A 12811-nucleotide genomic window follows, 5' to 3' on the forward strand; every position below is an offset into this window, starting at 1 on the left:
AAAAATTACGCCTTCTGTTTTTTGACAATAAAAAAGTGCCCAGAACCGGAATCGAACCAGTGACACGAGGATTTTCAGTCCTCTGCTCTACCAACTGAGCTATCTGGGCAAAACGCAATTTAAACTTGCGACTTGTATATAATACTACTTTATAATAGTTTTGTCAATAGTTTTTTAAAATTAATTTTATAATAAAACTCTCTGAAAAATCAGAGAGTTTTATATATTAAAAATATAATTAAGCACCAAGATAAGCTTTTTTAATAGACTCATTCTGCATAAGCTCTTTTGCATTACCTTCCATGGCAATTTTACCTGTCTCAAGAACATAAGCTCTATCAGAAATAGAAAGAGCCATTTTAGCATTCTGCTCAACAAGAAGAACTGTAACACCAGATTTATTAACTTCTTTTATAATCTCAAAAATCTCTTTAACAAGAAGAGGAGAAAGACCCATTGAAGGCTCATCAAGAAGTAATATTTTAGGTCTGCTCATCAAAGCTCTACCCATAGCAAGCATCTGCTGCTCACCACCAGAAAGAGTTCCAGCAAGCTGTTTTTGACGTTCTTCCAAACGTGGAAAACGTTTATAAACAGACATTATATCAGCCTTTATATTTTCAGCAGTGTCCTTTATTGTATAGGCTCCAAGCTGTAAATTTTCTTTAACACTAAGCTCAGCAAAAACTCGTCTTCCCTCAGGAACCTGAGCAACACCAAGTTGTAATATTTTGTGTGGTTCAGTCTTTAAAAGATTGTGTCCCAAAAATTCGATTTCACCAGAACGAGCTTTTAAAAGTCCTGATATTGTCTGAAGAGTTGTTGTTTTTCCAGCACCATTAGCACCTATAAGAGAAACAATCTCACCTTCATTAACTTCTATGGAAACGTCTTTTATAGCATGTATGTTTCCATAATATACATTAAGATTATTTACCTTTAACATAAAAACGTTTCCTCCTTATTCTCCAAGATATGCTGTAATAACTCTAGGGTCATTTACAACTTTAACAGGGTCACCCTCTGCAATAATTCTTCCATAGTCAAGAACCTTTAACTGTTCACAAATTCCTAATACAAGGTTCATATCATGCTCTATAAGAAGAACGGCTATATCAAAATTATCTCTTATAAATCTTATCATGTCCATAAGCTCTTGAGTTTCTGTTGGGTTCATACCAGCAGCAGGCTCATCTAAGAGAAGAAGCTTAGGATTTGTAGCAAGAGCTCTTGCAATTTCAAGTTTTCTCTGCATACCATAAGGTAAGTTTGAAGCTTTGTATTCGCATATACGGTCAAGACCGAAAACTTTTAATATTTCAATAGCCTTTTTATCCATATTTCTTTCTGCATTAAAGTATGCAGGAGTACGGATTATACTACTTAAAAGAGAATATTTAACCTGATTATGGAGAGCAGTTTTTACATTATCAAGAACACTCATTTTATCGAAAAGACGTATATTCTGGAATGTTCTTGCCATACCACATTTACATATATCATGGGCAGGTTTTCCATTTAATTTAACACCATCAAGAACAATACTTCCATCTGTTGGCACATAAACACCTGTAAGAAGGTTGAAAACTGTTGTTTTTCCAGCACCATTAGGACCTATAAGACCATAAAGGTCACCTTTTTCTATGGTTATATTGAAATTGTCAACGGCTCTAAGACCGCCAAAAGATATTCCGAGATTATTAACTTCAAGTAAAGCCATGACTTATTCACCAACCTTCTTTTTATCAGTCTTTTTACCAAAAAGTTTTCCAATAGTATTGTTATTGTAAAGACCTTCTTTTATTTTTGAGTGATTGAAAAGCATTATTATAATAAGAACTACTGCATAAAGAAGCATACGGAAATCATCTGCACCTCTTAAAAGCTCTGGAAGAGCTGTAAGTATTACAGCAGCAATAATAGAACCTCTTATACTTCCCATACCACCAAGAACTACTATAACAAGTATTTCAATAGATTTATTGTAATCAAATGTTGTAGGTTTAAGAATACCTACGTTATGAGCGTATAAAACACCGGCAATTCCTGCAAAGAATGCAGATATAACAAATGCCATAACTTTAAAACGACTTACATTTATACCGATTGACTCTGTTGCTATACTGTTGTCTCTTATTGAGCATATAGCACGACCATGTCTAGAATTAACTATATTTGTAATAGCAATAACTGAAATTGCCATAAGTATAAATACAAGAGTATAACTCTTATAGTTTGTGTAAAGAGGTATTTTCTGAAGACCTTTTGCACCATTTGTAATTTCCAATGATATAAGAATTGATTTTATAATTTCACCAAATCCAAGAGTAACAATAGCAAGGTAGTCACCATTAAGTCTAAGAACAGGCATACCTATTATAAATCCGAAAAATGCAGCAACAGCACCACCAGCAATAAGAGCAATTGCAAGCTCTACAACTTCAGGAGCATCCATATTTATTGTTATAAGAGCACCAACATAAGCACCTATTGACATGAAACCTGCATGACCAAGAGAAAGCTCTCCTAAGAAACCTGTAATAAGGTTAAGGGACACTGCAAGAATTATATTTACAGCAATAGGTACAAGGAGAGATGTGTACTGACGGTTAAGTATACCGCCTTTTAAGAGAAATGTTATAATAGCATAGCTTATAACAATAAATAATAAATTTGTTAAAGCCTTTTTACCTGCAAATTTTTTCTTTAAATTTTCCACTATCTCCACCCCCTTAAACTTTTTCACTCTTCTTCTTGCCAAGGAAACCAGAAGGTCTAACAAGAAGAACTATTACAAGAACACTGAATACGATAGCGTCTGAAAGCTCTGTTGAAATAAAAGCTTTTGAAAAACTTTCTATTATACCAAGAACAATTCCTCCAAGCATAGCTCCCGGAATACTTCCGATACCACCTAAAACCGCAGCAACAAAGGCTTTAATACCAGGTAAAGCACCCATTGTAGGTTTAAGCGACTGATACTGACAAATATACAGTATACCAGCAACAGCCGCAAGGAAAGAACCTATTGCAAATGTCATTGTTATTGTTTTGTTTACATTTATACCTACAAGCTGTGCAGCTCCCATATCTTCTGATACAGCACGCATAGCACTTCCAGCTTTTGTTTTATTTATAAAGAATGTAAGTATAATCATTGATATTGTTGTTACAACGAGAGTAACTATTGTTATACCAGAAATTGTAACTCCACCTATATTTATTGAGTCAACATTAATTATTGACTGGAAAGGAATAGGTGTAGCTTTAAATATAATAAGTGATGCACTCTGTAAAAAGTAGCTGACACCAATTGCAGTAATAAGAACGGCAAGTCTTGGAGCATTTCTCAAAGGTTTATAAGCAATTCGCTCTATAATTACACCAAGCACCGCACAAACAACACATGTAAATATTACAGCCGGAATTGCAGGAAGATGCAAAAGAGCTACAGCAACATAAAGTGCGTATGCACCAACCATAATAATATCACCATGAGCAAAGTTAATCATTTTAGCAATACCATATACCATTGTATAACCAAGGGCTATAAGTGCATATATACTTCCTGTTCTCAAACCGTTTATAAGCTGTTCCAAAATATTAGTCAACATGTTTTTTCTCCACCTCTTTTACATCTTAATTATTTTCAACTTAATATTTTTCGACAAAAAACACTTTAATTGCTTAAAGTTTTTCATAATACAATATTTGCCCTCTCCGATATCGGAGAGGGCAAATACTAATCTTTTTTTAATTTTATGTATTGGTAAAATTTATTATTCTGCTGCTTCTGTTGTTTCAGCTGTATCAGCTGCTTCATCTCCAACATGGTAAGCAACATACTGTCCATCTTTGATTGTTACAAACTTAGCACCTTTTTCAGGTTCACCGTCTGCTGAGAATTTAACTTTACCTGTAAGTCCATCAACTTCGATTTCTGTCATAGCTGCAATCATGTCAGCACTTTCTGTTGAACCAGCCTGTTCCATAGCTGCTTTCATAACATAAACAACATCATATCCATCAGCTGCGAACTGGTCTGGAGTTGAATTGTAAGCTGCTTCATAAGATGCTACGAAATCAGCAACTTCTGGGTCTGTTGCAAGGAATGGGCTTAAGAATATAGCACCTTCAACAGTTGAAGGGTCTGTAACCTGTTTGAGGATACCATCCCAACCGTCTCCACCGATGAATGGAAGGTTAAGTCCAATATCTTTAGCCTGCTGAGCTATATAAGAAGCTGCTTCATAGTATGTAGGAACGAATAATATTTCAGCATTTGAATTTTTGATAGCTGTAAGCTGTGCTGTAAAGTCAACATCACCTTCGTTGAAAGCCTGATTTGAAACGATTGTTCCGCCTAAAGCTTCAACTTCTTCAACAAATGCATCTTTCATACCTGTGCTGTATTCGTCTGAGTTGTTGAATATAACAGCAATATTTTTATATCCTAAATCATTAACAGCAAAGTCTGCCATTGTTTTACCCTGAAGTGGGTCTGTGAAACATAATCTGAAAGCATTGTCAGCATCTGTAATACAGTTTATAGCTGAACCTGATGGTGTAATCTGTAATATACCATCCTGAGCTGTGTAATCTTTAATTACGATACAAGGAGCACTTGTAACTGTTCCTAAAAGAGCATCCATTCCATCGTCCATAAGTGAGTTGTAAGCTGTGATTGCAGTCTGTTCTTTACCTTCATCATCTTTGAAATCAAGAGCAAGTTTAACTGTTTTATCTCCAACTTTAACTCCGCCTGCGTCATTAATCTCTTTGATAGCGATTTCAGCACCCTGTTTTACAGATGTACCATAAGAAGCTGCACTTCCTGTAAGAGGTCCAAGTCCTCCAATTAAAAATGTATCTTCTCCGCTTTCACTTGTCTGGGCTGTATCTCCGCTTGTACCATTGTCGCTTGAACCACAAGCTGCAAGTGAGAATACCATAGCTGCTGCCATTATAGCTGCTAAAAATTTCTTCATAAATAATTCCCCCTCAACTTTTTGAAGTACCCAAATGTTTCGTTTAAAGAAACAATGTCCATTTAATACTGATTTATTAAATGTATTTATGTTTCATATTAAGAAACACTTCTTTGTTTTTTTATTTTGGTAAATAATACGCTTAAAATCCCTTCTAGTCAAGGCAAATTTTTTTGTGTATTCATAAGATGTACATTGTTCTACCAATCAATTTTCATATAAATTTTGCTTATACCAAAACAGGTATTTGTCATAACGCATAATATATAGGTTTTATATAAGTATTTTTTATATAATATACATAGTAAACATTTTATTGAACTTTCATAATTTCTACATTTATTTTTAAATAGTATTGTATTTTAATACTGTTTTTTGTACTGTTTTTACTTTAAAACCTTTTTTATATTAAAATTATAAAAAATTACCTTTCTTTTTTTATTTAATTTTATTTTTCACTGTGATATATTTTAGAAATAAAACAAATTTTAAGGAAGTGACCTATTTTATGAGAGAAATTTCGGTAAATGAAATCATTGAAACAGTAAAAAGGCTCTGTATAGAAGCAAATTGTATACTTAATGATGATGTATACAATGCCCTTGAATGTTCAAAATGTAAAGAAACTTCACCTGTTGGAAAAGAAATACTCTGTCAGCTTACAAAAAATGCTGATATAGCAAAATCAGAAAACATGCCAATATGTCAAGATACAGGAATGGCAATAATATTTGTAGAAATGGGACAGGAAGTTCATATTTCAGACGGAAGTTTAACAGATGCCATAAACGAAGGTGTCCGCCGTGGGTATACAGAAGGCTATTTAAGAAAATCTGTTGTATCAGACCCATTTATAAGAGTTAACACAAAAGATAACACACCAGCAGTAATACACTATGACATAGTACAGGGAGATAAAATAAAAATAACAGTTGCACCAAAAGGCTTTGGAAGTGAAAACATGAGCCGTGTATATATGTTAAAGCCATCTGACGGCATAGAAGGTGCAAAAAAAGCAATACTTGAGACAGTAAAAGAAGCAGGTCCAAATCCATGTCCTCCTATGGTTGTAGGTGTAGGCTGTGGAGGAAATTTTGAGATGAGTGCATATCTTGCAAAAAAAGCTCTTTTAAGAAAAATAGGTTCACACTCAGACAAACCTCATATACGTGAAATGGAAGAAGAACTTCTTGAAAAAATGAACAATTTAGGCATAGGACCTCAGGGATTGGGAGGAAACACAACAGTTTTAGGTGTGAATATAGAAACATATCCAACCCACATTGCAGGAATGCCAATAGCAATAAATATAAGCTGTCATGTAACTCGTCACGCAGAAGCTACAATATAAGGAGGGTAAATAATGACAATAAATTTAAAAACTCCTCTCACAAGGGAAAAAGCTGAAAATCTTAAGGCTGGAGATATTGTAAGTCTTACAGGTACAATATACACATCAAGGGATGCAGCCCACAAAAGAATGATTGAAGAATACGAAAAAACAGGAAAATTTCCTTTCGATATGAAAGACGCCATAATATATTATGCAGGTCCTTCACCGGCAAAACCAGGGCAAGTTATAGGTTCAGCAGGTCCTACAACATCAGGAAGAATGGACACTTATGCACCTTTTATGATTGAAAAAGGCGAAACAGGAATGATTGGAAAAGGTGCAAGAAATGAAAATGTTATAAAAGCAATGAAAGAACATAAGGCTGTATATTTCGGTGCAACAGGTGGAGCAGGAGCATTAATAGCCAGCCATATAAAAGAATGTGAACTTATAGCCTATGAAGATTTAGGAGCAGAAGCTGTTTACAAACTTTATGTTGAAGATTTTCCCCTTGTTGTGATAATAGACTCAGAGGGTAATAATTTATATGAAACTGAAAAATTAAAATACAGTAAATAAGAAAGGTTTTATAAATTATGAAAAAAACCATAATATTTTTTATTTTGTCAACTTTTTTAATATGTTTTTCATCAGGTTGTGGACAAAACAGTGGAAATGTAAATAACAATGTTAATAAAAGTACAGAAACTATTGAAAATGTTAATGCCCAAGAAATAGAAGAACCTAAAGAGCCTGTTATAAACACAGCAAGAATGACATTTACAGGAGATATTATGGTTCATAGCTATCAATACAATGAAGCCTATGACTTATCCACAGATACATATAACTTTATGCACAATTTCACAGATATGAAAAAATATTTTGATAAGGCTGATTGTGTAATAGGAAATCTTGAAACAACCTTTGGAGGAACTGTAAGTGATTATCCTATGTTTTCAAGTCCTGACAGTTTTCTTGACTCTTTAAAATATGCAGGCTTTGACATTTTCACAACAGCAAACAATCATTGTCTTGACTCAGGAAGTAATGGTCTTATAAGAACATTAGACAAATTGGATGAATACGGTTTTAATCATGTTGGAACATATCGAACAGAGGAAGAAAGCCAAAACATACTTGTTCAGAACGTAAACGGAATAAATGTAGCTTTTCTTTCTTATACCTATGGTACAAACGGAATACCTATTAAAAATCCTTATATGGTAAATATAATAGATGACAGCACAAGAGATAAAATAAAATCAGATATTGAAAAGGCAAGGGAATTATCAGATATAGTTGTTGTTATGCCTCATATAGGCACAGAATACAAAGAGACACCTGATGATTATGTTGTATCATACATTGATGATATGTTTACATGGGGAGCAGATATAGTTGTTGCAAGTCACCCTCATGTTTTATTGCCTATGGATTATAAAACAGTAACAGACCCTGATGGCATAGAAAGACAATGTTTTGTTATTTATTCAATGGGTAATTTCATATCTTCTCAAACAACACCACCAAGAAATGCATCAATACTTTTAAATATAGATATACAAAAAGTTGATAATAACAGAGCAACTGTGGAAAATGTGACTTTTGTTCCAATATGGACTCAATTTAGAGGAACTGACGGAAAAGACCATTTTGTAGTAAGAAGTGTTTATGAAATGCTTACTTTACCTGTTGATGAACAAAAGGCACTTTTAAGACAGAAAGATATTTTACGTTTAAATGATATACATTATGAGACAACAAAAATGCTTTTAAACGAAGATGTTCCTATTGAACAGATAAAAGATGAATATACATTTGTAAGACCTTAAATTTTAAGTTTTTCCAAATTTAGTAATTTGGAAAAACTTATTTTATTTTATATTTATATAATATTTCATTTCTTTTACGTTTTAATTTATTTTCTGAAATGTTTATGTATATACATTCTTGACAAACTCCCTTAATATCTAAAGTAATTTTATCAAGAATACACTTATTATTTTTCCAATATATACAAAAAATATTCTCACATTTCATAATTATATTCTCCTAAATAATAAAAAGAAAAAACATTTACTAAATGTCATATTATTGTTATATTATCATAAAATAAACCTATTGACAATAACTAAATGTCAAGAGGTGATTACAATTTATAAAAACAAAAATTCAGATGGAAGTTTAAATATATGCGGCTCTAAAATAGCAATTATAAGAAAAAATATGAAACCTAAAGTTTCTCAAAGAGCTTTTGCAGATATGTTACAACTTAATGGACTTGATTTAGATAAAAATGCAATACAACGTATAGAAGCTGGAAAAAGATTTGTAACAGATATAGAACTTAAAATTATTGCTGATGTTTTAAATGTATCTGCTGATATTTTACTTAAATAATAAAAAAAGACTGCACAAGCAGTCTTTTTTATTTATCATTCAGCATCTATCATTTCTTTTGCCATATCAAAAAGTATATCTTTTCCCATATCATTATCAAAAGTTGTCAACATATACTGAACATTATCATCAACCCAATTCACATTTTCAACAACTTTATGCTCAACTTCATCTGTACCATAAGAAACAACAAGGTCACCGCTGTCAACAAGAGCCTGTTCTTCTGCTGTAAGTTCATAAGTAGGTGGAACAAACATATAATTATTATAACTATAATTTATAACAGTTCCTTTATAATCTTCATTTTCATCAATTGTTCCTTCTTCATATAAATTTTTTGTTGCAGTTAAACTTACATCACTATATTTTTCATTTTTATAGTTTACAGAAACATCAACCCAACTATATCCTGTTTTATTTCCGTCTTCATCAATATTATTTGAGTATACAGGTACAGCATAATCAAATTTATAACCATTATCAAAACTTTCAATAATATCAAATCCAAAGCCTGCTTTTTCTTCTAACTTTGATACTTTTTCATAGTCTTTTATTTCGTCTTTAATATTAGTACGGGCTTCAGTTCCTGCAATAATTCCACTTGCTATTGCTGTAACACTTCCAAGAATACATATTGCACCTACAACTACTGCAATCTTTTTAAAACTAAATTTCTTCATATTTTTTTCCTCCTCAAAAGAATTTATACTATAATTCACTTTTCTTCTCATAACCTCAAAATCTTCATTGGACAATGAGATATTTTCAGCTCTTTCATTTAGAGTTTCTTTTATTTTTAATTCAATATCGCCCCTTTTAATCAATTTGAAGGCACCTCCTTTTTACAAAACTGTTCTCTTTTAGACAATTCTTTTTTTATACTATTTCTACCGGCAAAAAGTCTTGATTTTACAGTACCTTCAAAAGAACCTGTAATACTTGCAATTTCTTTAGTTCCCATATCATTGTAATAGTGAAGTATTATAACAGTTCTCTGTTTTATGGGAAGTGACATTATAATTTTATAAAGTTCCATATTTTCTTGAGACTTTATAATATCATCAATAAAACATCTATCATCTTTAATACTTTCATCAAAAATATTATCAACAGGTTGTTCTCTCTTAGATTTCTTACAATAGTCCCAAGCTGTTCTAGTGACTATCCTATAAAGCCACCTTTCAAAATATTCAGGTTCTCTTATTTTTTTACGATTAAGATAGCAGGCTGTAAATGCATCTTGTATAATATCTTCACTGTCTGCATATTTTCCAGAAATAAGATATGCTATGCGAAAAGCCTTTTTATAATAAAGCTCCATTAAAATATCAAAGGCCTCTCTATCATCATTAATCATTCTTTTTACAATACTTTCAACATTCACACAGCCATACCTCCTTTCTATTTAGAACGTTCTTTTATGATGCATCTATAATATAGAGTAAAAAACAAAATATATGGTTCATTTTTTGCACAAAAAAAGACCGGAAAAAATTTCCGGTCTTTTTAATATATTATTCTAAATTTTCAGAATTTTCAGAAAATTCCTCATCTTCAATTTCTTCTTCAGAAACTTTTGCTATACTTACAACATTAACACCTTCATTAAGGTTCATAAGTTTTACGCCCTGAGAAATTCTTCCAAATGTTGAAATATCTCTACCTCTAAGACGTATTATAACACCTTCAGAAGTAATAAGCATAATATCTTCATTATCACCAAGTATGACAGTATCTGTCAAAAGTCCTGTTTTTTCTGTAAGCTGATGTATTTTAACACCTTTACCGCCTCTTATCTGAGGTTTAAACTCTGAAGCATCTGTGCGTTTTCCATAACCATTTTCAGTTACATTTAAAACTTTCATGCCATCTTCTATAATCTGAGCAGAAACAACATAATCTCCTTCATTGAGAGTTATTGCTTTAACACCAGTAGCACTTCTTCCCATAGGTCTTGCATCATTTTCATCAAAACGTATACCTATACCGTTTCTAGTGCCAACAAAAATATCTTTAGTTCCGTCAGTTAAAAGAACAGATATAAGCTCGTCATCATCTCTAAGGTTTACAGCCACAAGACCGCCTTTTCTGATATTTGTAAAGCTCATCATATCAGTTCTCTTTATAACACCCTGTTTTGTTATCATAACAAGATATTTATTTTCTTCAAACTCTTTAACAGGCATTACAGCTGTTATGTCCTCTCCAGCAGATATTTCAAGGAGATTTACAATAGCCATACCTCTTGCAGTTCTTCCTGCTTCCGGTATTTCATAGCCTTTTATCTTAAACACTTTGCCATGATTTGTAAAGAATAATATATAATCATGAGTTGAAGTTACAAAGAGATTTTTGACAAAGTCTTCCTCTCTTGTCTGCATACCCATAATACCTCTACCGCCTCTATTTTGGCTCTTATATGTGGCAAGAGGAGTTCTCTTAATATAATTAAGGTTTGTCATTGTGACAACGCTTGTTTCCTCCTCAATAAGGTCTTCAATATCAATTTCACCTGGATTATTTATAATTCTTGTTCTGCGTTCATCACTATATTTAGATTTAACAGCCATAATTTCATCTTTTATAACACCAAAAAGAAGTTTTTCATCAGCAAGAATAGCTTTGAACTCTGTTATTTTTTCCATAAGCTCTCTATACTCATTGTCAATCTTTTCATGTTCAAGTCCCTGAAGTCGTCTAAGCTGCATTTCAAGTATAGCCTGAGCCTGAACATCAGAAAGACCAAATCTCTCCATAAGTCTTTCTTTAGCATCATCATAGCTTGTTCTTATTATTTTTATAACTTCATCAATATTACTTATAGCAATTTTTAATCCTTCAAGTATATGAGCTCTCTTTTCAGCTTTTTCAAGGTCAAATTTTATTCTTCTTGTAACAACTTCCTCCTGATGTTTTAAGTACTCATCAAGTATCTGTTTAAGGTTTAAAACCTCTGGTTTTCCATCAACAAGAGCAAGCATAATAACGCCAAAACTCTCTTGAAGCTGTGAGAATTTATAAAGCTGATTTAAAACAACATTTGCATTAGCATCTTTTTTAAGGTCTATTGTTATTTTAATATCATCACCAGCAGACTCATCAAGTATTCCGCTTATACCCTCAATACGTTTTTCATGAACAAGGTCAGCAATTTTTTCAACAAGTCTTGATTTATTAACCTGATATGGAATTTCTGTTACAACAATTCTTTCTCTGCCATTGTCAAGAGTTTCAATCTGAGCTTCTGAGCGAACTACAATTTTTCCACGACCAGTTCTATAAGCAGCTCTTATGCCACTTCTGCCTAAAATATTAGCACCAGTAGGGAAATCAGGACCTTGTATAAGCTCCATAAGTTCTTCAACGTCTGTATCTCTATTTTCATTTATTTTATTGTCAATAATACGAACAACACCGTCTATAACTTCACCAAGATTATGCGGTGGTATATTTGTAGCCATACCTACGGCAATACCGGCAGAACCATTTACAAGTAAATTAGGTATTCTTGAAGGAAGAACAACAGGTTCTTTTTCATTCTCGTCATAGTTAGGCACAAAATCAACAGTGTTTTTATCTATATCAGCTAACATTTCAACGGCGATACGTGACATTCTTGCTTCTGTATAACGAGCAGCAGCAGCTCCGTCACCATCTATTGAACCAAAATTTCCATGACCGTCAACAAGCATATATCTCATAGAAAAGTTTTGTGCAAGACGAACCATAGCCTGATATATTGAACTATCACCATGAGGGTGATATTTACCCATAACTTCACCAACAATACGGGCAGATTTTTTATATGATTTTGAAGGGTCAAGATTAAGCTCACTCATGGAGTATAAAATTCTTCTCTGAACAGGCTTAAGTCCGTCCCTTGCATCTGGAAGTGCTCTGGCAACTATTACACTCATGGCATAGTCGATATAGCATTTTTTCATTTCCTCCCCTATATCGACAGCAACCATTTTGTCATACTGATTATGTTCCATTTACTTTTACGTCCTTTCTTTAACAAGAGCTCTAAAATATTTATTTAAGAGCTCATTTTCAAAACGGCAGGACAAAACTTCCCGCTTTATTA

12 protein-coding genes and 1 tRNA gene are annotated in these 12811 nt (G+C 32.7%); 4 read left to right on the forward strand and 9 right to left on the reverse strand.

Annotation, left to right across the window (positions count from 1 at the left end; all coding sequences use genetic code 11):
* Positions 1-36: 36 nt before the first annotated feature.
* From B5E58_RS04610 to B5E58_RS04635, 6 genes are all read right to left on the reverse strand, one after another.
* Positions 37-109 (reverse strand) — tRNA-Phe (locus tag B5E58_RS04610).
* A gap of 129 nt (positions 110-238) precedes the next feature.
* Positions 239-946, reverse strand: a complete 708-nt coding sequence (locus B5E58_RS04615; RefSeq protein ID WP_088108525.1) for an ABC transporter ATP-binding protein — start codon at positions 944-946, stop codon at positions 239-241.
* A 15-nt stretch (positions 947-961) separates the two neighbouring features.
* Entirely contained in the window at positions 962-1720 is a 759-nt protein-coding gene (locus B5E58_RS04620; RefSeq protein ID WP_088108526.1) for an ABC transporter ATP-binding protein, read from the reverse strand.
* Between the two features lie 3 nt (positions 1721-1723).
* Positions 1724-2719: a branched-chain amino acid ABC transporter permease gene (locus B5E58_RS04625; protein ID WP_088108527.1), complete on the reverse strand. Its 996-nt coding sequence runs from the start codon at positions 2717-2719 to the stop codon at positions 1724-1726.
* Positions 2720-2732: 13 nt separating this feature from the next.
* The gene (locus B5E58_RS04630) at positions 2733-3614 is read right to left on the reverse strand and encodes a branched-chain amino acid ABC transporter permease (protein ID WP_088108528.1); all 882 of its coding nucleotides are present in this window, start codon (positions 3612-3614) and stop codon (positions 2733-2735) included.
* 165 nt (positions 3615-3779) lie between these two features.
* Positions 3780-4988 carry an ABC transporter substrate-binding protein gene (locus B5E58_RS04635; RefSeq protein WP_088108529.1) on the reverse strand — a complete coding sequence of 403 codons (1209 nt, stop codon included), beginning with the start codon at positions 4986-4988 and terminating at the stop codon, positions 3780-3782.
* A 508-nt stretch (positions 4989-5496) separates the two neighbouring features.
* Here B5E58_RS04635 and B5E58_RS04640 point away from each other — a divergent pair.
* From B5E58_RS04640 to B5E58_RS04655, 4 genes are all read left to right on the forward strand, one after another.
* Positions 5497-6339: a fumarate hydratase gene (locus B5E58_RS04640; protein WP_088108530.1), complete on the forward strand. Its 843-nt coding sequence runs from the start codon at positions 5497-5499 to the stop codon at positions 6337-6339.
* Between the two features lie 12 nt (positions 6340-6351).
* The gene (locus B5E58_RS04645) at positions 6352-6900 is read left to right on the forward strand and encodes a Fe-S-containing hydro-lyase (protein WP_088108531.1); all 549 of its coding nucleotides are present in this window, start codon (positions 6352-6354) and stop codon (positions 6898-6900) included.
* A gap of 44 nt (positions 6901-6944) precedes the next feature.
* A complete protein-coding gene (locus B5E58_RS04650) occupies positions 6945-8156 on the forward strand; it encodes a CapA family protein (protein WP_158097666.1) in 1212 nt (403 codons plus the stop codon).
* Between the two features lie 313 nt (positions 8157-8469).
* On the forward strand, positions 8470-8724 hold the full coding sequence (locus B5E58_RS04655) for a helix-turn-helix domain-containing protein (RefSeq protein ID WP_330395611.1): 255 nt from the start codon (positions 8470-8472) through the stop codon (positions 8722-8724).
* 35 nt (positions 8725-8759) lie between these two features.
* On the opposite strand, the gene B5E58_RS04660 is transcribed toward B5E58_RS04655, so the two are convergent.
* The 3 genes from B5E58_RS04660 to gyrA form a co-directional block, all read right to left on the reverse strand.
* Positions 8760-9548, reverse strand: a complete 789-nt coding sequence (locus B5E58_RS04660) for a DUF4179 domain-containing protein (RefSeq protein WP_088108533.1) — start codon at positions 9546-9548, stop codon at positions 8760-8762.
* Positions 9545-10108 (reverse strand): RNA polymerase sigma factor, encoded by a 564-nt coding sequence (locus B5E58_RS04665; RefSeq protein ID WP_242956596.1) that lies wholly within the window; start codon positions 10106-10108, stop codon positions 9545-9547. Before B5E58_RS04665 ends, B5E58_RS04660 begins: the two co-directional genes overlap by 4 nt.
* A gap of 130 nt (positions 10109-10238) precedes the next feature.
* Positions 10239-12719 (reverse strand): DNA gyrase subunit A, encoded by a 2481-nt coding sequence (gyrA, locus tag B5E58_RS04670; protein ID WP_088108534.1) that lies wholly within the window; start codon positions 12717-12719, stop codon positions 10239-10241.
* Positions 12720-12811: the final 92 nt, after the last annotated feature.

Source organism: Tyzzerella sp. An114, from assembly GCF_002161055.1.
Classification (GTDB): Bacteria; Bacillota; Clostridia; order Lachnospirales; family Anaerotignaceae; genus Fimicola; species Fimicola cottocaccae.

Coding starts and splice junctions, on each gene's coding strand:
- B5E58_RS04615 (WP_088108525.1), bottom strand. CDS start 946: ATGTTAAAGGTAAATAATCTTAATGTATATTATGGAAACATACATGCT.
- B5E58_RS04620 (WP_088108526.1), bottom strand. CDS start 1,720: ATGGCTTTACTTGAAGTTAATAATCTCGGAATATCTTTTGGCGGTCTT.
- B5E58_RS04630 (WP_088108528.1), bottom strand. CDS start 3,614: ATGTTGACTAATATTTTGGAACAGCTTATAAACGGTTTGAGAACAGGA.
- B5E58_RS04635 (WP_088108529.1), bottom strand. CDS start 4,988: ATGAAGAAATTTTTAGCAGCTATAATGGCAGCAGCTATGGTATTCTCA.
- B5E58_RS04640 (WP_088108530.1), top strand. CDS start 5,497: ATGAGAGAAATTTCGGTAAATGAAATCATTGAAACAGTAAAAAGGCTC.
- B5E58_RS04645 (WP_088108531.1), top strand. CDS start 6,352: ATGACAATAAATTTAAAAACTCCTCTCACAAGGGAAAAAGCTGAAAAT.
- gyrA (WP_088108534.1), bottom strand. CDS start 12,719: ATGGAACATAATCAGTATGACAAAATGGTTGCTGTCGATATAGGGGAG.